General features: G+C 34.4%; 27 protein-coding genes and 1 pseudogene. 7 read left to right on the forward strand and 21 right to left on the reverse strand.

Annotated elements, in window-relative coordinates; genetic code table 11:
• Positions 1 to 152 precede the first annotated feature (152 nt).
• The 3 genes from MKY49_RS12590 to MKY49_RS12600 all read right to left on the reverse strand — a co-directional run bounded on the left by MKY49_RS12590 (position 153) and on the right by MKY49_RS12600 (position 1,754).
• Entirely contained in the window at positions 153 to 659 is a 507-nt protein-coding gene (locus tag MKY49_RS12590; protein WP_322610676.1) for a GNAT family N-acetyltransferase, read from the reverse strand.
• Positions 660 to 812: 153 nt separating this feature from the next.
• Positions 813 to 1,079 carry a hypothetical protein gene (locus MKY49_RS12595; protein ID WP_341386405.1) on the reverse strand — a complete coding sequence of 89 codons (267 nt, stop codon included), beginning with the start codon at positions 1,077 to 1,079 and terminating at the stop codon, positions 813 to 815.
• Positions 1,080 to 1,280: 201 nt separating this feature from the next.
• Positions 1,281 to 1,754: a MarR family winged helix-turn-helix transcriptional regulator gene (locus tag MKY49_RS12600; RefSeq protein ID WP_274793311.1), complete on the reverse strand. Its 474-nt coding sequence runs from the start codon at positions 1,752 to 1,754 to the stop codon at positions 1,281 to 1,283.
• Positions 1,755 to 1,903: 149 nt separating this feature from the next.
• Between MKY49_RS12600 and MKY49_RS12605 the strand changes: the two genes are divergently transcribed.
• Together MKY49_RS12605 and MKY49_RS12610 are read left to right on the forward strand one after the other, a co-directional pair.
• The gene (locus MKY49_RS12605) at positions 1,904 to 2,272 is read left to right on the forward strand and encodes a DoxX family protein (RefSeq protein ID WP_341386406.1); all 369 of its coding nucleotides are present in this window, start codon (positions 1,904 to 1,906) and stop codon (positions 2,270 to 2,272) included.
• Between the two features lie 80 nt (positions 2,273 to 2,352).
• Positions 2,353 to 3,828 (forward strand): MDR family MFS transporter, encoded by a 1,476-nt coding sequence (locus MKY49_RS12610; RefSeq protein WP_274793313.1) that lies wholly within the window; start codon positions 2,353 to 2,355, stop codon positions 3,826 to 3,828.
• A gap of 475 nt (positions 3,829 to 4,303) precedes the next feature.
• Here the strand turns inward: MKY49_RS12610 and ycaC are convergent, their stop codons facing one another.
• The 4 genes from ycaC to MKY49_RS12630 all read right to left on the reverse strand — a co-directional run bounded on the left by ycaC (position 4,304) and on the right by MKY49_RS12630 (position 7,346).
• A complete protein-coding gene (gene ycaC, locus MKY49_RS12615) occupies positions 4,304 to 4,948 on the reverse strand; it encodes an isochorismate family cysteine hydrolase YcaC (protein ID WP_341386407.1) in 645 nt (214 codons plus the stop codon).
• A 218-nt stretch (positions 4,949 to 5,166) separates the two neighbouring features.
• Entirely contained in the window at positions 5,167 to 5,721 is a 555-nt protein-coding gene (locus MKY49_RS12620; RefSeq protein WP_274793316.1) for an NADPH-dependent FMN reductase, read from the reverse strand.
• Positions 5,722 to 6,301: 580 nt separating this feature from the next.
• Entirely contained in the window at positions 6,302 to 6,754 is a 453-nt protein-coding gene (locus tag MKY49_RS12625) for a GNAT family N-acetyltransferase (protein ID WP_341386408.1), read from the reverse strand.
• Between the two features lie 145 nt (positions 6,755 to 6,899).
• Positions 6,900 to 7,346, reverse strand: coding sequence for an NUDIX hydrolase (locus MKY49_RS12630; protein WP_341386409.1), 447 nt, complete (start codon positions 7,344 to 7,346; stop codon positions 6,900 to 6,902).
• A gap of 690 nt (positions 7,347 to 8,036) precedes the next feature.
• Between MKY49_RS12630 and MKY49_RS12635 the strand changes: the two are divergent.
• Positions 8,037 to 8,117: pseudogene (locus MKY49_RS12635) on the forward strand (ATPase); the annotation flags it as partial.
• Between the two features lie 245 nt (positions 8,118 to 8,362).
• A complete protein-coding gene (locus MKY49_RS12640) occupies positions 8,363 to 8,698 on the forward strand; it encodes a hypothetical protein (protein ID WP_274793319.1) in 336 nt (111 codons plus the stop codon).
• Positions 8,699 to 8,780: 82 nt separating this feature from the next.
• Here MKY49_RS12640 and MKY49_RS12645 read toward each other — a convergent pair whose 3' ends face one another.
• The 13 genes from MKY49_RS12645 to MKY49_RS12705 all read right to left on the reverse strand — a co-directional run bounded on the left by MKY49_RS12645 (position 8,781) and on the right by MKY49_RS12705 (position 18,153).
• Positions 8,781 to 9,158, reverse strand: coding sequence for a hypothetical protein (locus tag MKY49_RS12645; protein WP_341386410.1), 378 nt, complete (start codon positions 9,156 to 9,158; stop codon positions 8,781 to 8,783).
• 117 nt (positions 9,159 to 9,275) lie between these two features.
• Positions 9,276 to 9,635: an aconitate hydratase gene (locus tag MKY49_RS12650; RefSeq protein ID WP_312506427.1), complete on the reverse strand. Its 360-nt coding sequence runs from the start codon at positions 9,633 to 9,635 to the stop codon at positions 9,276 to 9,278.
• Positions 9,628 to 9,960, reverse strand: coding sequence for a YolD-like family protein (locus tag MKY49_RS12655; RefSeq protein WP_274793322.1), 333 nt, complete (start codon positions 9,958 to 9,960; stop codon positions 9,628 to 9,630). The genes MKY49_RS12650 and MKY49_RS12655 overlap by 8 nt, the downstream gene beginning before the upstream one ends.
• 15 nt (positions 9,961 to 9,975) lie before the next feature.
• Positions 9,976 to 11,235 (reverse strand): Y-family DNA polymerase, encoded by a 1,260-nt coding sequence (locus MKY49_RS12660; protein WP_341386411.1) that lies wholly within the window; start codon positions 11,233 to 11,235, stop codon positions 9,976 to 9,978.
• Positions 11,232 to 11,453 (reverse strand): transcriptional regulator, encoded by a 222-nt coding sequence (locus MKY49_RS12665; RefSeq protein ID WP_274793325.1) that lies wholly within the window; start codon positions 11,451 to 11,453, stop codon positions 11,232 to 11,234. The genes MKY49_RS12660 and MKY49_RS12665 overlap by 4 nt, the downstream gene beginning before the upstream one ends.
• Positions 11,454 to 11,944: 491 nt before the next feature.
• The gene (locus MKY49_RS12670) at positions 11,945 to 12,145 is read right to left on the reverse strand and encodes a hypothetical protein (protein ID WP_274793326.1); all 201 of its coding nucleotides are present in this window, start codon (positions 12,143 to 12,145) and stop codon (positions 11,945 to 11,947) included.
• Positions 12,146 to 12,629: 484 nt separating this feature from the next.
• On the reverse strand, positions 12,630 to 13,007 hold the full coding sequence (locus tag MKY49_RS12675; RefSeq protein ID WP_274793327.1) for a cytidine deaminase family protein: 378 nt from the start codon (positions 13,005 to 13,007) through the stop codon (positions 12,630 to 12,632).
• Between the two features lie 465 nt (positions 13,008 to 13,472).
• A complete protein-coding gene (locus MKY49_RS12680; protein WP_312506431.1) occupies positions 13,473 to 14,564 on the reverse strand; it encodes a low temperature requirement protein A in 1,092 nt (363 codons plus the stop codon).
• A 95-nt stretch (positions 14,565 to 14,659) separates the two neighbouring features.
• On the reverse strand, positions 14,660 to 15,175 hold the full coding sequence (locus MKY49_RS12685; protein ID WP_274793329.1) for a DinB family protein: 516 nt from the start codon (positions 15,173 to 15,175) through the stop codon (positions 14,660 to 14,662).
• Positions 15,176 to 15,478: 303 nt separating this feature from the next.
• Entirely contained in the window at positions 15,479 to 16,243 is a 765-nt protein-coding gene (locus MKY49_RS12690) for an aminoglycoside adenylyltransferase domain-containing protein (RefSeq protein ID WP_274793330.1), read from the reverse strand.
• Positions 16,244 to 16,554: 311 nt separating this feature from the next.
• The gene (locus MKY49_RS12695) at positions 16,555 to 16,944 is read right to left on the reverse strand and encodes a VOC family protein (protein WP_274793331.1); all 390 of its coding nucleotides are present in this window, start codon (positions 16,942 to 16,944) and stop codon (positions 16,555 to 16,557) included.
• 324 nt (positions 16,945 to 17,268) lie between these two features.
• A complete protein-coding gene (locus MKY49_RS12700) occupies positions 17,269 to 17,820 on the reverse strand; it encodes a GNAT family N-acetyltransferase (RefSeq protein ID WP_274793332.1) in 552 nt (183 codons plus the stop codon).
• A gap of 111 nt (positions 17,821 to 17,931) precedes the next feature.
• On the reverse strand, positions 17,932 to 18,153 hold the full coding sequence (locus MKY49_RS12705) for a cyclase (RefSeq protein ID WP_274793333.1): 222 nt from the start codon (positions 18,151 to 18,153) through the stop codon (positions 17,932 to 17,934).
• A gap of 192 nt (positions 18,154 to 18,345) precedes the next feature.
• Here MKY49_RS12705 and MKY49_RS12710 point away from each other — a divergent pair, with 192 nt between their 5' ends.
• A complete protein-coding gene (locus MKY49_RS12710) occupies positions 18,346 to 18,765 on the forward strand; it encodes a VOC family protein (protein ID WP_341386412.1) in 420 nt (139 codons plus the stop codon).
• Positions 18,766 to 18,819: 54 nt separating this feature from the next.
• Here MKY49_RS12710 and MKY49_RS12715 read toward each other — a convergent pair whose 3' ends face one another.
• Positions 18,820 to 19,188, reverse strand: coding sequence for a hypothetical protein (locus tag MKY49_RS12715; protein ID WP_274793334.1), 369 nt, complete (start codon positions 19,186 to 19,188; stop codon positions 18,820 to 18,822).
• A 904-nt stretch (positions 19,189 to 20,092) separates the two neighbouring features.
• On the opposite strand from MKY49_RS12715, the gene MKY49_RS12720 reads away from it, so the two are divergent.
• Together MKY49_RS12720 and MKY49_RS12725 are read left to right on the forward strand one after the other, a co-directional pair.
• The gene (locus MKY49_RS12720; RefSeq protein ID WP_274793335.1) at positions 20,093 to 20,434 is read left to right on the forward strand and encodes an ATPase; all 342 of its coding nucleotides are present in this window, start codon (positions 20,093 to 20,095) and stop codon (positions 20,432 to 20,434) included.
• 364 nt (positions 20,435 to 20,798) lie between these two features.
• Entirely contained in the window at positions 20,799 to 21,002 is a 204-nt protein-coding gene (locus MKY49_RS12725) for a hypothetical protein (RefSeq protein ID WP_341386413.1), read from the forward strand.
• The last annotated feature ends 323 nt before the right edge of the window (positions 21,003 to 21,325 follow it).

Genomic DNA, 21,325 nt, shown 5'->3' on the forward strand with positions numbered 1-21,325 from the left:
TTATCTAACGAATAAAATACTAAAAAAAGACACCCCATTTCTACATGAGTATCTTAATCAAATTTTAAGTTTAACTCCAAAGACTCCAAAATGAACCTCTCAATTCAGGAATCGCCCTATTCTGGCATAATAGCTAATGGGATACTAACTATTTATAAGCTTTTGTATGCAACTTGAACGATTTGTTGTTCACCATTCTTCTCAAAAAATTTATAAGTTTCCATCCCGATTTTTTCCGCAACTTTTTGTGATGGAATATTTTTTAAGGTCGTATATGAAAATATTTCAGAATAGCCAAGAACATTAAATGCATATTCCTTACAAGCAGACGCTGCTTCTGTGGCATATCCCTTATTCCAATACTCTTTAATAATGTGAAACCCAATTTCAGGTAACCTTACACCATCGATGTTCTGCATTGTTATTCCACAATCACCGATAAATGTATCTCCTTCTTTTAAAACAATTGCCCATAGACCGTGCTTATATTGCTTATAATTTTTCTCATTCCATTTGATCCAATTTTTAACCTCTTCTTGGGTAAATGGATGAGGGTAATATTGCATAGACTCTGGGTCAGAAAGCACTTTTGATAATTCGTTACAATCGTCCATTTTTAACTCTCTAAGGTATAATCGTTCCGTCTCGATTATCTTCATAATACCCATCCTTTGCAGTTAATTTTTTTGCCACAAAATGGCCCTTTGCATGAAGAAAGATGCTTTCTTATTTCAGAAAAGCGCCCGATTGTGAAAGATCATTAGCATATTTTCTTCTTAACCTAAATCATCCGTTAGTTCAATAGTAATATATTATTTAAGCAACGGTTGAAGACCTATTAGCAAGGGGGCATACACGATTAATGGAATAAGCAAAATCACTGCACCAATTTTTTTAATTCCCTTTTGTAATAGTAAAAGAGAAGTAATGAAAAATAATGGGTAAATAATAAAAGCTATTATTAATATACCATCAACTAATCGATATAGTTTTCCTGAAAATACTCCTATGAATGGGATTGAAATCCATTCTAGGACGCTAAACGCAATAACCAATATCCATAACCATTTAAGTGTCATCACTGATCACCTCTAAATCCCTATTGTTCAAATAAAAAACCTTATTCCATTTTACTCGTTCAGAGAATTTTTTTAACTCCAATATCATGTCCCATTGAAGCATTAACATTAAACATGACTATAGGATTCATATGGTCCTTGTATTTATTAATATATAAAAAACCGATTTTCCTTGTCTCAAGGGGAATCGGTTCTTTTAAGTCAGTCATCTAATGAACATTGAACTTCATTATAATTTGTAAGTTTGGATAGTAGTTCAATAAGTTGTTGTCGCTGCTCTTGAGTCAGATTCTTTAATAAAATATCTGCTGCCTCTTCTTCAAGTAATCGTACTTTTTTAATTTGCATTTGTGCATTGTCAGTTAATTGTATCAAAGTAGCTCGTCGGTCTATTGGATCAGGCATCCGGACAAGAAGTCCATCCTGTTCCAACGCATCTACAAAGTCAGTAACTGTTCGGGCCTTAACCCCTAATTTGGCTGCTAACTCGCTCATTCGTATTTTCTCTACTTCAGAAACAGCAAGTAAAACACGAAGTCTGGGTCCTGAAATTTGAAACGGCATGTCAAGATTTGATAGATGTGCTTCAAATTCTCTCTGGATATAATGAGAAGTCTTAATTAACGCATGAATACCCTCTACTGCAGATGTTTTTGAAGAATGTTGATTTGTCATAAAAATTCCTCCTTGACAGTTTTAAATTAATCGCATAAACTCATTTTGAGCAAACTTATATTGAGTAAGCTCACTAAATCAATACCCTATAATATCATTGTACCATAGAAGGGTATTGTGAAAAAAAACAATATATTGGAGGGATTATCTTGTTAATTATATCTATTATTCTTCAAAGCCTGCTAGCCTTAGTGTTCTTGTTGACTGGGTTTATGAAGGTATCTGGTAATAAACAGCAAGTAGAAACATTCGAGCACCTTAACCTACCTCAATGGTTCCGAGTGATTACTGGATTGGTACAACTAATTGGGGCCACTGGTTTAATTATCGGTTTTTGGAATCCTGGAGTAACAGCATTAGCTGGCTTATGGCTTGCGATTACGATGCTTGGTGGAGTGATGACGCATATTAGGGCAAAGGATTCTATCACTCAGGCAATTCCAGCATTCATACTGGCGATACTGGCAACTATCATTACTATTTTTAACTTATCTGACATGCTGAACCTGTTTTCTTAAAAAGTTCGATACTTAATAATACACCTATGATATCAAGATATTAACAGTATATCTGCACTCTAAAAGGAGATTTATATCGTATGACAGTAAAAACAGAAAATAACAATGAAGTATTCTCTATTAGAACCATCATAGGCCCCTTATTAGCTGTCATTGTTGGTATGATGATGGTAATTCTTGATAGTACGGCGATGAATGTTGCCTTGCCTGGCATTGTGACAGATTTCAAATCTGATGTTTCGACCATGCAATGGTCCTTAACAGGTTATACGCTCGCTTTATCAGCTGTCATTCCTTTAGCTGGTTGGATGACGGACCGATTTGGAGCAAAAAAGATATTTTTAATTACAATTACCTTTTTTACAATTGGATCCGTTCTCTGCTCTGTTGCACAAACTCCTGAACAGCTTATCCTCTATCGAGTTATTCAAGGACTTGGGGGAGGAATGGTAGCACCAATAGGAATGACTATTATTTTCCAACTCGCTCCTTCGGATAAAATTGGGTCTGTAATGGGGGCACTTGGGGTTCCGATGCTTTTAGCACCTGCTTTAGGACCTGTTCTAGCAGGATATCTAGTTGAATACGTTACTTGGCATTGGATTTTCCTTATTAATTTACCAATCGGGATTATTGCAATTTTGGTTGGATTGAAATTTTTACCGAATGTTGAACGAAAGACCGCTGCATCCCTTGATTATTTAGGGATTCTATTAGCGCCTATCGCATTCGCAATGCTAGCCTATGGAGTGAGTGAAGGTGGCAAAAGCTGGACTTCAATAGAAACTCTTACTGGATTAATTGTAGGTGGAGTTGCTCTCATTCTATTCATAATTGTTGAACTTCGTCAAAAGCAGCCTTTACTAGAGCTGAGAGTTTTTGGATCATCTGACTTTAGAAAAGGAATTGTGATTTCATGGATTTCTCAAATCGCATTATTTGGGGTTATGGTTATTGTCCCGTTATTTTTACAAACAGTAAGAGGTTACGGTGCATTAGCTACTGGTTTAATTCTTCTCCCACAAGCTCTTTCATCGGGTGTTATGATGCCAATTGGAGGGCGTTTATATGATAAAATAGGTGCTCGTCCTTTAGCTATAACTGGCTTGTCTATTATTACCGCAGCGCTAGTTATGCTTTCCCGAATTTCTATGGACACAACTACAGGATTTATCATTACATGTTTAGTGATGATTGGAGCAGGTATGGGACTATCCATGATGGCAATTAATACCCATGTTCTTCAATCTGCTCCCAAACATCTTGTAAGTCGCGTCACACCATTAACAACAGCGGCCCAACAAGTAATGGTTTCATTTGCAGTAGCAGGTATGACTGGGTTTCTAACGTCAAAAATTACTACTCATATGAAAACAATAGCTGACCCAATGGAAGCTACCTTTTCTGCCTATGGTGACACATTCCTTCTAGCTGCTGGGATTGCATTAGCAGGTGTGCTTTTAGGAACAATCCTTGGTAGACCAAAACAACAGTCGGAACATGCTGAAGATGATGAAACAAAAGAAGCTAATGCAAAAATGAGAGTAGGACATTAGATAAGTAATTGGACAATAAACTATATTTTACCCCCATCCAAAACAGGATGTGGGGTATGCGCTTTGGAAATATTTACGTTTTATCAACGTCATCAACTGCTCTAACAGATGAATTGATCTTCTGCTCCGTTAGTCATCCCTGTAAAATTTGACCACTATCTGTATTTAGTAATCTTGCCAATCCATTTTATAAAATCTTGTGTGTCCCCCTTGAAATTGATGCTCATTTTACCAAACAGTTAGAGAAACATCATTGATACATTGTTTAAATTTTTTGTTTGGTTATCCACCATTCGGTCTCCGAACAGATTCTCTAAAATTTTGAAGTATGTAATCAATAATTTTTTTCGTGATAAAAGCAGGATCTATACAAACTTGATATTAACACTTACATCGATATCCAATAATTAGGTAAATCATGTAGGGAGTAGAAACGCGGAGTTGTAGTGAATTCGCGTTTCTTTGTAATTCCCTTTTATCTTTTCTGGTTAATGTAATCTTTTTGAGCTCCTTCATAGCTTCCGATAACATTTTGATAGCTAGGTAATTGGCTTGCAAGTAAAGCACCAAAACCTTCGATGTCGTTTCGCCAATCTCTTTGCAATTCACTGGCAATACTAAACCAGTTCATCAGTTGTACGCCACTATGGGCCATACGCATTAATGCCGCATCTGCAACTTGTTTACTGAAAGTTCCTGACGCATCCGTTACGACAAATACTTCATAGCCTGCGTTAAGCGCTGATAATGCAGGAAAAGCAACACAAACATCTGTTACAACACCCGCAATAATCAATTGCTTTTTACCAGTCATTTTAACTGCATTGACAAAATCCTCATTATCCCAGGCGTTGATCTGTCCAGGGCGTGGAATCTTAGGCGCATCTGGAAACAACTCAACAAGCCCTTGCATCAGTGGCCCATTTGGTCCGTTTTCAAAACTTGTGGTCAAGATGACAGGTAAATTAAAAAACTTCGCGGTATGTGCAAGTGCGAGGACGTTGTTTTTAAATTCATCTACCCCATAGTCACGTACTAAACCAGAAATTAATCCTGTCTGATGATCGACTAAAAGTAAGGCTGCATTATCTTTTGATAAACGTGTATACAAGTCAGCCATTCTGTTGCTTTCCTCCTTTATTTTAACTTGCAAAAGGCTAGTAGAACCCTGATTTGCAGACTTAATATGGTCAATTGTATAGACACGTATTCATATATTTCTCAACTATTAGTATGTATATTTTATTGGAGACGTAAGCAATTTACTTTAGAAATGATGTTGCTTTCTTCTGAAAACAATAAAATAAGGCATAGGAAGGGATTCCGTTGCCTTATTTTTTATTTGCTATGTTTTTTAATTAAATCTACGAATGCATCAATGAAGGTTTGTAAAAATTTAACCGTTCTTTCATCTTTCACATTACCGTTTTCATCTAGTAAATCAGCCACATTTCCAATATAAGCTTCAGGTTGTTGTAGTATTGGCATATTTAAGAATACTAAAGGTTGACGTAAATGATGATTAGCACCAAAACCACTCAATCTACCAGGTGATTGGCTGATAATTGCTGCTGGTTTGCCATCCCATACATTTGCTCCATAAGGACGAGAACCCACATCCAATGCATTCTTTATTACTGCAGGTATAGAACGGTTATATTCAGGAGTTACGAATAAAACAGCCCCAATTTCCTTCATCTTGTTACGGAAAGCCGTATATTCTGAAGGTGCATTGTCTTCATCATCAAAATCCTGATTATAAAAAGGTAAATTTCCTATTTCGACAAATTCTGTTTTATATCCTTCAGGGAATAAAGATGCAACATGTATTGCAAGTTTTTTTGAAAAAGATTCTTTCCGAAGACTACCAACCAAAATACCAACTTTTATCATTAAAGTTCTACCTCCCTATTTATGTTTTTTGCGGGCCATGGACATAGATATTTTCTTTGTCTCTCCAAGTTAGTTTTCCAGAAAACTAAAATCAAAAGTAATAGTGATTCCTCTCCGTTCTTTCATTTCTAAAAACATTGTATCTACTTGTCGCCATGCGGTTTATGCAATGGTCATTACACTTCCGTATTTTTATTATGGAACGGAACAAAATTATTTAAACCACTTATATAAATACCATAAAAAAAGAAGTACATGTTGTCTCCTCTACCCTTTCCCTCTAAAATAAAACAAAAACCGTCATATTAAACTTTGCGAATCCAATTCAAGCCTTTAAGGAATATCTACAGCTCACTAACATCGCCTAGAACCTTCTATTAATCAATAATTTCTTTTGTTTACTTCAGTAGGTATGATTGATTGTTAGTATTCATGGTCGTGACATCTAAATAACTAATTTTATTCAAAAATATGCCCTTTCCATGAGTAAAGACGCTTTCCTTAATTTCAGAAAAGCGCCTGATTGTTGAATAAAATGATATTGTTCCTTAACCATTTTAATACCTATAATCTCCATACATTATTTATTAGATATCCATTCATATAGAATATCTGGTAAATTTTCTTCATTTTCGTGCCCTCTAGAAATGATTTTAAATCCGTTCTTTTCATAAAATCGTCGAGCGTTTTCATTTACTTCAAATGTATATAATGATAATCTCCCACTTGATTGTTCTTTTGCTTTATCTAGTAATGTTTGACCTATACCGAATCCTTGATAATCAATATGAATATAAAGTTGGCTTATTTCCCTTTCATTATAGGCAATCATACCAACTACATTGTCATCAATTAACGCTACATCTATTTGATACTGCTCAGGTAATATATGATTTAAAAAGTATATATGATTTTCAAAGCTATGGGCTTCTTTCTGACCAATAGCCCTTTCCTTACTTTCTCGCCACATTCTCACTGTCTGTTCAGCATATTTTGGATTATACTGAGTTATTATTAATTTGTGCCGGTTCACCACATTACCTCCTTAAGGGTTTTCACTATTGCGCCCGTTTCTGGAATAAGTATATATGATCACGGACATCACAATAGGTTTTTCTAAATTTGCTTTAGGCCAAGCTAAATATGAACCTCCGAAAAGAAGCCCTTTTGTTTATCAATTATAATTGATTTTTTATTGCTTCATTAACTGCCCAGCTTTGATGTTCATGGAATAATTTTCCTATTGCATCGATGGGTTCTATCCATTTAAGGAAATGTTCTTCTTCCGTTGCTTTATTTATTTGCATCCCTATATCGCATAAATAAAAATAACCTTCGCTAAGATAATACCTATTTTCATTTGTGGAATAAAAATATCTTCTGGCACACCCTACATAATTACCCATTTCAATAGCCATCCCCATTTCTTCAAGGGCTTCTCTTTTTAAACATTCTTCATGAGTCTCATTATTTTCAATTCCGCCGCCTGGAAGAAAATACTTTCCATCAATTGTTTGAATAATCGCTAAATTTTCTTTATGACTATCGAACATTAAACAATAAACAGCTGGTCTCCTTATGTATGCTATATCTTCTTTCTTTTCACCGAATGTGATAATATCCATAATTTAATCTCCCCCTGCCATTATTCAATTTTAACATAAATACCCAATAGGCATGTATTAGTTATCTAATCATTAATGGCCCGATTGCGGTACAGCAACTCCCTACAGCCACTAAATAAATTCCCTATACTATAAATGAGAAAAGACCAGGTACTCACTTTTAGATGAGCGCCTGGTTATTTATCCCTTCTGGAACTTTTTCAAAATCAAAACATTTACACAATATGATCTTTAAAGAAACTATTTGGATCCAGTCTTACTTTTTCCTGATTATAGTATCCCCAAGTGCAATTCCAACAAAAACAACCAAAACTGTTAGAATTAATAGGGCTCTAAAAATAATATATGCAATTTGATCGAACATCGTCTCACCTTCTTTTCTTCATTATTCCTACAATTATATTTTGAAATTATCCAACTTCTAATGAAGATTTAATCAATAAATGCCCAAAATCATTTGTGCTTTTTAGAACATAGTTTACGTCTTTAAAAAGGATATATGCAACCTCACTTTTAATATTTATGGACCTTCAAAATATGATACGAATAAGGAGTAAAGACTTTAATTGTAGGATTGGTATTTAATAAAAAAATTAGGCTTCCTTGATGTATCTATGATTGTTATGTACCCACTTTGTTTGATCTTAATCATATTAAATGTCGTAGTGTAGGTTGTGCGGCTCAATTTGAATTGAAATTGTGCCTAATCAAACAGGAGGATTATATAGCGTTTACGGGCGAACAGCTTCAGGTGTAATCATTGATGCCTAACAATTTGTAAACTCAGAGTTAACACCGATTCTTTAATTATCTAAACAGATTTTAACTGTTAAAATCAATGAAGTTATACTCAGTTTTAAGGCTATTGAGATAATGACATAACTAGCTTCAAACAATAGGAAAGTGAAAATGAGAGTACTCCATTCAGCATTTAAAAATAATAGACAAAGTCGAAAAAAGGAATCTAGGTTAGATTCACTCTTTGCTTTAAATAATTTAATCATGAGGTATAAAAAATGGAAATAAATACGTTAGAAAAACTAAATGGAAGGCGTGATGTTTTTGAATTTATGCGAGGTGATTTTAAAAACGAACATTGGCATAAATCTTCTATCTTTTTAACAACAGAAGCCTTTGATGTTTTGCATTTATACATAGAAGAAGTTTTACCGGATTTTAATTACTTTGGTCCAAACAAAGTTAATCGAGAACAATGGAATCAAATCGCTTTCAATGCAATTTCATTAAATAATTCAGTGGATATCGCTTTTCTCCGTTTTTTTAATAGCCTAGATTATTGGGTAAAAGAAAATTTCGAGGAACACATTTGTTTCTCAATTTGTGGTCCATAACAATTTCCTTCTACTTTTGAATATTATCACAAAATATTCCAGCGCCTTATCATTTGTCGTAGATACTTCTTAATTATCTTGTCTAATCACTTAGACTTGTCGATAAACGCTTTTCTAATGATTCAATTGCAAGTTTAAGCGCAGTTAAACGTCGGTCATTTAATGTTTTTTGAGAACTACCTTCTTTTGCTTTTGCGATCTGTTTTTCGATAGATGGCATGATATCTTCTAGAATTTTCTTAGAAATCAATATGGTTTCTTCATCAGATGAAAAGTTTTCCCCATTCCAAATATTTTTGAGGCTTTCTAAACCCATTTTCACAGCGTTTAGCCTCTTTTTAACAAGAGTTGTGTTAACCCCTTTTTCTGTCATACGTTGATAAGCAGTTGCAAGTTTATTACACGTCGACTCCAGAGATTTAATAGATTGATTTTGGATTTCTTGGCTGATAGCCTTCATATTGGAACCTCGCTTTCCTTTGACAAATTTACTGTATAATGCGTTATTACAAACGAATAGTTGATTATATCAAGAATGAAGACAGGCTTCAAATGTCCCTTATTCAAAAAACAGGCCTCATTCGAGAACCTGTTGGTTGTTCCTTATATAATTAATCAATAATTTTTCCACCTGTGTTTTCAACGCCTGATTTGCATAACGGAGGACGACATCATTACCCGCAGTTGCAACTTGCACATCACTAAAATATTCATCCACACGATGCCAGCCAACCACTCGTATACGCTGCTGTGCAAGCTGTCTTTTGAGGTCAAAATACTCTTGGCGTAAGTCCTTTAATAACGCATCCATCAATGGAAGAAAGACAACTTTCATTTTAAACTGTTCTGCTTTTTGATAATCAATCTGCAATGATTTTACCGCTAGTTCTATTAATAAGTACTTGTGTAACAGCTGGCGTTGTTCAGGTTTAATCATAATAATCAGCTTCTAGTTGAGCTGACTTTATACTTTGAATGGGGATTGTTTTCGTTTTAAGTAATGTTTCGAGTATGAGTTCTGTAGTAGTAATCGCTTTAATAATTCCTGTCCATTGTGTTGTTTTACCTGCCGTCCACACGTCTAGCTTGACATCTAGCTGCTGACGATAAGCGTGATCCATTGTTTGTTGTAATTCTTCTAGTTCCCATTCAGCTAATTCTCTCGGCTTATCAGTAACATCTTGTTTGTATTCTTTGAGAAAATCTAAATGCTCTGGCATCATCATGGCTGCCCATTTTATCGTTCCTCTGTCCTTTATCATTCAATCACTCCTATGCTAAGCTAAATGTCCACCAACTAAGCGATCACGGCTGATAGCAGTACCAGCGCTTGTAAACGATACCGCTCGTAATAATGCTGTCGCCCCAAATTTATTACGTATTGCATCCATTGTTGGTCCAATCAATTGCCGCTGTGGTTTTCGCTCGTCAAATAAATCTAATTGGATACTATGCTCTCGCTCTAAGTTGGATATCCGGACAGAAAGCTGTCGAGCTGGCTCCCCTGCAAAATGCTCATCGAGTAATTCAATACAGACTTTATACATTTCAAGTGTTTCATTTGTTGGAACAGCAATCGTTCTTGAACGGTGGAATCCCTTCGTCATCGCATTACGACTGTACGATAAACCTAAGCTGATGGTGCGGCCAACAAAACCGGCATCTCTTGCACGTTTCATAACATCCTCGCACATTTCTAAGAGAACGACTGATATTTCTTTTCGTGTGTGATAATCTCTCATCAACATTTGTCCCTTACCGAAGCTTAAAGCTCCGTTTGTAATTAATGGCTCACCCAGTTTAGATAAATCAATTCCCCAGGCGTGATGATATAATTGGTTGCCCATAATGCCAAAGCGTTTTTCTAATTCATCTAAATTAGCATTAGCTAATCCACCTACTGTTTGAATGCCCATCTTATTTAGGTTGGCTTCCATTTGCTTACCTATGCCCCACATTTCTGATAAAGGTCGTACAGGCCATAATTTTGTTGGCACATCATCATAAGTCCACTTAGCAAAGCCTGTTTTCTTTGCCTCGATGTCCAAAGCCAATTTAGCCATCAGCATATTGGGCCCCATCCCTATAGCGCTTGGCACATTAAATTGATCAAGAATTGCTCTTTGAATTTCTTTCGCTGTTTCTTCAGGAGATCCCCATAATTTTTCTGTGCCAGTTAAGTCCACAAAGCTTTCGTCCACACTATAAACATGTATGGCGTCCACTGGTACATAGTTAGCGATTAGCTTTGTAATAGTCATCGACATCTGGATGAAAAAACTCATTTTTGGTTCAAACAATTTTATATCTGGATGTTGAGGGATTTCATAACGTCTATTACCTGTCTTAATTTTAAATCGCTCTTTCATTGCTGGGGATGCTGCTAACACCACACTGCCTGGTTGATTAAAATTACCCACGACTGCAATTGGGTCATTTAAAATATCTAACCCTTCTAACATGGCAATACAGCTTGCATAAAAACTCTTCATATCGATGCATATAATAGGTCGATTCGGCATATCCTCATAGTTCATACAACCTCACGCCCCTTACTTACTATAGGAATAACTGCTAGAACATTGCTGATTAAAAAAGTACGCTTTGCCTGCCTTGTAAAACAAAATGCTTGGAATGAATCGCCAACGATTTTAATAACCTTTACTCGCCTTTTTGTTACAGACCCATTTTTAGATACATACATCATGTTTACCAATTGATTACGTTGCATAGCCTTAATCAGTTGTTCCCTCATCAAAGTTTCCTCCTAATACGTGAAATGTTCCTATTTGTTATTTTATACAGGAACACTTGTTTGTATACATAATAGAACAAATGTTTGTATTTTGACAAGATAAAAATTATGGAAATAAAAAAGGCTACCTTAATTTGATAGCCATTCACATTCTTCATTGAAATTGATACATGTATTCTTTTCATCCTGTGGGTAATCAATCATTTGATGACATTGTCTGATTACGTTTGATTAAAAAACATAATGGCGCTACTATTTCCATACTCTAGCACCTTTAACAACATTTCTACATACAATTTGAAATAACTTAAATGAAAAAAGTCTAGGCTCAAATTGAATACCTAGACTTTTTTGGAAAGAAGATGGAATCTTTTACAAATAGATGATCATATAAATTCTAAACAAAACTTTATTAAATAATAATATGAATAAACTAGGGGTAAAGAAACCCTTCATCCGTTTAAACTGCGCAGAGCGATTTTTTATTTATATTAGTAGCCGTATGGACGGTAGTATGGTTGGCGATAGTATGGTGGATAGAACGGAAAGAATGGATAGAATGGGTAGAATGGATAATATGGGTATTGATAACGTGGACGTCTTCTTCTACGACGTCTCCCATAACTGTCATAATCATATTCATAGTCATCATCATATCTATCTCTGTCATATTGATCATAATAATCGCGCATAATGTTTCCTCCTCTCGATATCGGTATAGGTTATGCTAAATTAGGCTTGAGGGCTATGCATTTGCCTATATTTAACATTATTCATGGTGATTGGCATTTAATTCGTTATTCAATTCCTTATTCCAAGCTCCCAAACAAAGAGCATTCGTTCGCTTTTTTTATCCAGTAAACATCCTAAACTTAATTACAAACCATTTAAAATTTATATGAAATATATCCCACCAAAAAAGCCTTCATCCTAAGATGAAAGCTTCCCATGGTTAGTTATTCGGTGCATGCAAGCCAAGCGCTTCTTAAAACGCTTGGATAGTAGGGCTTTTTGTTACAGTAGTTTTTTTATGTATAAGTAACCCTAAATTGCACAAATTAATATCGAGTGTATCGCACGCACTTGCTGTGGCGCTAGTTGACCGTCACGGCCTCCCCATTTATTACTTTGGGTCACTTCCAACTCAAGTGACCCTTTTTTATTGTTTCAATATATTTACTCCCAACGAACAGGAAGTAAGTCGTTTATAGTAAGGACAGTATTGTCTTTTACCATTACCTCACATTTATAGTTATCGTCATGAATTTGACAAATGAATTCTCTACATCTTCCGCATGGAGGTATTATTGTTCCATCCTGATAAACTGCAATAACTTTTTTTACTCTACTTTCTCCATCAGTAATCATAGCAGCAATTGCTGCATGTTCTGCACAAAATCCCATGGAGCAAGGAGTATCTATACATACCCCTTTATAGACCTTACCATTGTCACTTAAAATGGCCGCAGCAACCGAACCTGCATAAGAATTTTTTGAAATTTGCTTTGGGTTTAAGACACTTTTTGCAATATTATATAGTTCTTCAAATTTCATAACTTCGATCCCCTTTTAATCATATTGTTCAGTAATTTGCTGTAGTGTCTGTAAATGCTGCAGCTTTTTTATGTTATTACAAAAATCGATAAATTGGTGTGTAAAGCATTGAGGTAGTGACTCTTTTGCAACGTAATGGTAGGATAATTTATGAATTTTTTAAACAATATTTTAATCATTCTTTTTCTATTCTAAGGCAATAAACTATAAAACCCAATGTAGCTGAGCATATAAATAGTAGTGTTAAGCTAAATTAGTTTAACAGGGACCTCCTGAATTGTTACTTAGGGTCACTACTATCCCAGGTGACCCTTCTTAAATTAAACATTATGGAAAAACACTCTATTTTGAAGAAACATTCAAATAGAGTGTTTTTAGCTTGGATAATCTGCTGCATCATGTCTATTATGTATAGCCACTCAATTAACGAAAGATTACTCCATTTTATCCACTTATTAGTCTCACTCAAGTCGTTGTTAATTTAGCATAGATGATAAAAAACAGCGTCATTTCTCCCATAATTACAACGTTTGGCACTTCTACAATCAAATTAATAATAAAGAAGGAAGCTAGGATCCCTATAAATAATACTAAATGATAAAGTTTTAAACGATCTTGACTAAACCTGTATTGATGAAAAACAATAGTAGTTGTCATGAAATATAGGCATACGGAACCGAAAATAAAATATAAATCAAATGAATAATGAACCTCATTTAGATACAATAGTTTAATGGAAGCAGCAATCATGCTCAAAGACATTAATATGAATAGATGCCCATAAATAATGGTTTGGCCTGATGTTTTGATCGATTTGTCAACTTTCTTTTCAACATTTTCAAAATACTGCCACCACATTGAAACTATAAGAATAAACGATATGAGGGAAAATAAAATAGCATCCCAATCCCCTTTTTGAGGCTGCAGCACATAAAGGGTGCTAACGACTGATTCTCCGAAAAGAATGAGTGTTAATGAAGCAAAGCGTTCTAATAAATGAGACGTATTAGACGGAGCTTTCACCAAATATTTACGCCCCAAAAAAGGCACCAGGATATCAACTAAAATCCCTGTATACAAAATGCTATAACGAATCCATGAATCAAAAAATATAGAAAAACAAGAGATGATGATGCCAATCCAAAAACGTGTACCAAAAAATTGCGCTACCTTTTTCCTATCGCCCTCTTCAAAACGTTGAACAACCAAATATTGGATAGCTGTTAGAGCTCTTAACCCAATATAGCCAAAAAGAAACGACAGATAATATTCATCAAAGTTAACCGATAAGCTGGCTGTCATAATAAGGACAAATAGCATCTGAAAAATTGTAAAAATACGCTGATATAAAAAATCTTGTCCAAAACGATTAATAAACAATGTTTGTCCTACCCAAGACCACCAGATAGGGATAAATATTAAAACAAACTTCAAAAAGTATTCCGGGCGAATTTCCCCCTTTTCAACATGAAGTAATACATTTGTGGCAGTCGAAACAGCCGCTACAAATATCAAGTCATAAAAAAGTTCTAACCAGGTTATTTTCTTTTCTTCCATTATCACCATACTCCTTCAAATTTTGAAACATCACTTATTCTCTTAACTGCTTAGAAGGTTATGGTTTGAACCTATAAATACAACTTGTAAGCACACTACCTTTTTAATTCACTATGACCATCTGCTGAAGCTTGCAATGCCGAGGAAAGTCCTCGTCTAATAAAGTTTGCAGAAACAGGCGCTCTCCCTATTTCCCTTGCCCATATCGATAATTGGCCTATATGATGAATTTCATGTGCTATAGTATGGCGAACGATTTCACCCCATGTATGTGTTTCAATTCTTCCGTCTTCTAATGTGTTATGAAGTAAACGCTCTTCCATACTGTCATCCCATTGGTTTACAAAGCTTTCAACCTCTGCATGAAATGCCGATGCCAATTGACGAACCTTTTCCAAGCTATTATAGTCGTCAAAGCTCTCCTGAAAATCGGTCTTACCTTGTAAAATACGGATCCAACTCCATTCGACATCAATTATATGGAAAAGTGTATGTAATATACTACCCATTCCCCCAGTTCTGTTTTGCAGGAGTTCCTCTTCGCTCAACTCTTCACACCAACGAAACCAGTCTTCTCTTACCATCCAATTATATTTAAAAAATAATTGCAAAAAAACCCCTCCTAGTTGAAAAATAAAATACTAGCAAGTTATTATTTCGTCAAATGAGGGTAGGATTCCTTTTTCTCTCACATATGCTCTTACTCTTTCTGATCTCCCACGCCTGTTTAATTTAAAATCCAATTAGACCTTCCACAACTACATTTCGTTACCACAAAGTCCAATGGTAATCCCCTCATTTACATATAATTAAAAAGGGATATCTGGCAGCAAAAAACTACCGCACGCGCTGCTTGTTATCCCCCTTCATCGAAATTGATAGATTTATTCACTTTCAAAAGCTAGTACAGACTTTTAAAATTTGATATTATGATTAGCATTACTCGTATTTAGTATGTAATCCATGCACTGAATCATATCGTTAATACGTTGTTTTTTTGAGTTGTAATAACGGATGTTTGAACCTTCTCGAATACTTATGGCATCTTTAATAATATTGTGCCATCTTTCAGGTAATTTTTTTAAAGCATATTTACTTGCCTCAACTTTTGAAACAATTTCACGTTCTTGCAATGTATAAAATTGTCTTAGCATCCCTGTAATTGACCATTCAACTTCTAAATCAATTAATTTATTAGGTAACAGAATTGACATAGATTGATATTTTTTTCTAGCTTTCAATCTATTTGCCCAATAGGTGTTCATATTTTTTAATATGTAGTCATTTAGAATTTTGTCATTTACATTGAAGTCGTATGTATCTATACTTGTGCCTAAAATTGTTATTCCTTTATTTTTTAGAATCCACCAAGTAATGGGATTAACCCCTTCATTACTCCATTTAATTTTACCGTCATTTACGTATAAACAATTTTTTATCTCCGACTCGTCTTTTCCAACATCCTCAACTAATAAATAACATCCATCCATCACTGTTCCCTTATATTTTTGATTCAAAGCTTTATGCAGATTAGCTATTTCTTTCACATCTAATTCAGTTAAAGGTCTGTTTATCACTGCGATAAAATCAATATCACTAGAACCTTCGCTATACGCGTTAAGAGCAATTGAACCATGTAAATATAACCCTTCCAGTGTATTTGGAATTTGTTTATTCAATCGTGTAAGATATTCATTTAATATAGTTTGAACCAACATAGACACATTTGAGTTCAGAAAAATCCCCTTCTTCCTAGCATTGATATTTATAATATCAAAATAATGGAAGGTTTTCTAATTTCGATAATCCCAGCGAATGTAGATGAATGCTATTCCCTCTATCTGTATTTGTTAAGAAGGACTACAAAAGATGGTCGGTCGTTAGTCCTAACATTTAGCAATTAAACCTCATCTCATCGACCGACATCCGAGTTTATTTTTCTATGATAAGACATACTCTTAAATTTCATTAAAGCAATCGTTTACAATCATTAAGATGCTTCTTTACAAATCATTAATAAATTCCCATCTAAATCTTTGAATACAAAATAAAAATGATCCTGAATCTCTGTAACAAGTTCCACATGATTTTCCTGCATAAATTGATAAGCAGCCTCAATATCATTCGTTAAAAATTGAATGGCTGGAACTTGGTAAGTAGAAATATCACCATCCTCTTTTCTCCACTTTGGCATGGCATCTAATATTAATCCAGCCGTACCTTCCATCGGTACCACGAATACGTGTCCAAAATATTCTTCTCCTCCTTCCAATCCAAGAATTTTTCTGTACCATTCTTTTGCTTTCTCTAGGTTACGAACTGGGATAAACACACCACCGATTTGGTTTTTAATTGGTGTTCTGTAGTCAGGTGTAGTCATAATACTTCCTCCTTTAATGATGTAATACACTTTTAATTCGCTATTTTCTAATATACACCTTTCTAATTTTGAAAAATTCTTGTGCAACAAGCCTATACTTAGTTCAATCAGAAAAAAAGAACTGCATAGGCAAACTCTTTAAGTTATAATTAACGTCTTTCGTCTTCAATGTGTTATAATGCTTGTAACTGACTAGCCTAAACATAAGGGCATAAACCAATTCGAGCCGTAGCGTCTGTAAACGCTGCGGCTTTTATGTTTGTGGCAGTTTCAAAACAAAAGAAAAAGCCCCACTTCATTGCGCGTGTGACTCTTCTAGACCTCCTAATATTCACTTTTCAAAAGTGAAAAGATGACAAGATCAACATACTTCCCTTTTTCAAATTCATGCTGTCTTAAAACACCTTCTTTGGAGAAATTCAATTTTTCCACTAATCTTATTGATGATGTATTTTCCGGTTCAATTTTCGCCTCTATTTTATTGATTCCCATCGATGTAAAGGCAAAGTGTATTATCTCGCTTAAAGCCTCTTGCATCATACCCTTCCCCCAATAGTCAGGTCTTAAATCATACCCAATTTCTATACGGTTATGTTGTTTTTCATAATTCAAATAACCACATGTTCCAATCACTTTTTGAGACTTAGCGTCTTCGATTACCCATCTTAAGCCAATTTGTTCCTTGAAAATTTTATCGTACCAATTTACTTCATCTAATGCATCTGCCATTGAATCAAATACTTTTAACGGCATATACTTGACTACATTTTCATCGGAATAAAGCTCAAAAAGATCCTGGCAATCCTCAACGTTTCCTTTTCGTAAGATAAAGCGTTCTGTCTCTATTTTTGGAAAATCTTTAAATTCGAACCCCATATTCCTCATAACTCCCCTTTTTCACCAAAACTAACATTTACTAATTGAATAGTAACATATTGCTTAGGAAAATAATCCAAAATATTTAGGTCCTCTATAACAATAGTAGTATTATTCATGAGTAGGACTTCGTTTATGTTTTTCATTAATAATTTTCTTATTAAGGATTCTTACTTTTCCCACCATCAATAACCTCATATCTTCTACTATATACTTAGCTAACTCTTCGTCCGATATGTCATCACCATCAATATCAAGACGGAATTCCTGCCCTTGAATTCCACCCCCGTTTGTAAACTCAATTTCAAAGTCAAATAAAACTCGTTTATCCATTGCAGTCCCCACCTTACCTTTAGCGTGCTATCAATATATTCTGCATGGAATGAACTAATACCTTGTTTCTAATTGGCTGCTGCAGCTTCATAAATGCGAAGAAACACTCTCTTTTGCTCAAAATGGGTGAATCTGCTACTCTTGTATTATCAGAATTTTCCTTTTTAAAAGGTGGCGAAGGAGGAACAATCATTGAGTGAAAAATTATTAAGAGTAGGTACCACCTATATTCCAGTTGTAAGTGTAGAACAATCAACAGAATGGTATGTAAACAAACTAGGAGCGGAATTAAGTAATCAAGATAAAGACAAGGCTATACTTAATTTTGCTAACCAAAGTATATTTCTAGTTAAGTCTAAGGAAAATCAAAGCGCCAATTTTTATGATATTTACGGCAATGAGCATTTTTCCTTAACGTTTGAAGTCGATGGTTTACATGCTTTAAAAGCTATACATCGAGAGTTTATTGAAAAACAAATTAGAGTGGGGGAAATTGAGGAAAGAGGACATACGGGGAGAAACTTTGTTTTTTATGATATAAATGGCAATAAGTTTGATGTATGGAGCGAATTAAGCCCGCTCTTTAAGGAAAAATACGAATGCTCAAAGTAATCTCTTAACCTATTTTGCCCAGGCTAATTAAAATCAGCACCTGGGCATTTTGATTTATCTATACATATCTAATAAATTTAACAAATACCTTTCTGTTTCGTTGATTGAAAACATGACTTCCTTATGAAGTTTATCTTCCATAACATTATCATCATTAAAAAGCTCTAAGTATTTATTTACTTCCAGAAAGAATTTTTCATGTTCCTGTAAAAATTCATCAATTTTTTGGTCACCAGGTGTTACGGATAAATAAATAGTTTTAAATAAATTAAAGTCACTATATGCATTACTTAAGAAATAGATGGCCAGCGTTTTATCGCTATTAACATGTGATTTCACAAAAGTTAGATTTTGTTTTAATTTAATCAACGCATTGATAAGATTTGTAGTCTGTTTAAGCATATTTGCTGTATTACTATACATTTTAATAACCACCTCCAACTCTAATAATAGCAAAAAATCATCAAATTGGAATAATTCCCTGCAAAAGTTGTCCTTTCTTCCCTGAATAAAACACTTTATAACCGGAACTATAGGGAAATGTGGCATGCACTAACTAAAAGGCATCAGGACATCTTTCACAAATACCAGCCTTTTAATTGGAACGATTTTGTTTTTATAGTTTTTTCTTTACTAAAGGCAATAAACTATAAAACCCAAGTCATCGAATCATATAAATAGTAGTGTTAAGCTAATTTAGTTTAACTTGGTACCTCCCGAATTGTTACTTAGGGGTCACTACAAGGTGGCCCTTAATAGTTCTCTATTGATCTTTCATCTGTTAAATATTTATATAGTATAAAAACAATGAATGATATGGCTGAAATGAAAACCCAATTTCAATTCATAGCAGTTATCTACATATTGTTTCATAAATTCTTCAGAAAGCTGTGGCGTTTGCTGACGCTGCGGCTTTTTTGTGCATTTTTCTGTGCCATAAATTTGATTCACTTACTTATACGCGATAATTAAACGATACGAACAGTAGCACTTGAGCTCAAACATGAATAAAAACTAAATGACAAGCTATAGAGCAGGAAATAGATGTTTATGTCTTATTCCTTTTTTTGAGTATTTAAATTGATAACGTCCAATTTAAGTTCTTATAAAGATATAGATATTTCTACTATGTAATAAGCCTTGGTATATAAGAACACCTTTGTTTATAAGTTTTCTATTGAAAAAATATCTACTAATTCATCTCTACAATTTTTTTATTTTTTGAGAAATATGATTAATACGACCAAGGAAAGTAACAACCTATTACATATTATGAAAAGGTAATCTGCAGATTATAGATCTTTACATTGGAGGGGGTGAAAATTACATGCCATTAACAACTGGACCAATAGAAAATACAGGAAATCAACCAGCTAATGCAACTAGCGTTCGTGTCAAAATTCTCAATCTTACTGGAGGTCAACTTACTGGCGTAGTTCGAGTTTTTAGACTAAACGGTACAAGACACCTTATATCAACAACTCCATTTAGCGTGGGTGCAAACGCTTCTGCTTTTGTAACACCAGGTTTAGGAAATTCGGCTCAATATGAAGTTGAAATTGCTCCTAACCAAACAGGAGGATTATATAGTGTTTACGGACGAACTGCTTCAGGGGTTATCATTACTGCTCAAAGACTTGTGCACTCAGAATTAACAGAAATTCTTTAATTTCCCATCAGATTTTAACAGTTAAAATCATAAAAGCCCTATAGCTTGCTATAGGGCTTTCCTATTCATTCATTTACCTCCGACTTATCCCCTTTCTGTATTGTTCAGTAACAAGAAAAAAATCTATCTCCTTATATTTCTTCAAATTTCATATTATACTTTCAATTATTTAAGCTATACAAAAAATCACATTCATAAAAGGTTGAAATCATTTTCTTTATAGACATATTACCAATCGCCTTCCAATCTTTATTCATAAAATATTTATATAGGATAAGATGTATTCTCTTGGGGATTTTTTCCTTGTAACAGATACCTATAATTTACGGGGTCCACAACATATTAAAAAGGGAGGTGAGGAAAGATGAAAAAATTGGACCAACAAAAATTTATTTGCCACAGTGAAAATAATCGAGTATTTCGGCACCGTATAAACGCTATTGACATAGATTCCAATGAATCACCTTTAGAGGTTCTTCCTGAAGAAGAAGTTATTCTCCCAATAAAAAATAGATATTTCTATAAAGTTGCAGATGATATTGCTTTAACAAATGGAGCAATCTTCTAAATTTATTTTCAGATAATAATGGCAATTCATGAACATAATTAAAACACTTTAATCCTCATGGATAGATCAATCTTTACCTTAAAACTGTCACCTAAGAGACACCGGTCAGTAAAAAGTAACTTAAGATTCGTTAACCCGAAACCCAATTCATACTGGTACAATCACAACCAGAACTCCATTAGAAAGGTAAATATAGTTTAGCTTTTAGCCTAACACTCCTATTTTGGTGCTAAGGGTCACTTTTATCTGAGTGACCCTTAAGATCTTAGTTTTATTTGTCTAAAAATCAGTTACATCTAATCCCTAATATTTACCGATACTTC

It is taken from the genome of Lysinibacillus sp. FSL M8-0134 (assembly GCF_038069745.1).
Taxonomy (GTDB): Bacteria; Bacillota; Bacilli; order Bacillales_A; family Planococcaceae; genus Lysinibacillus; species Lysinibacillus irui.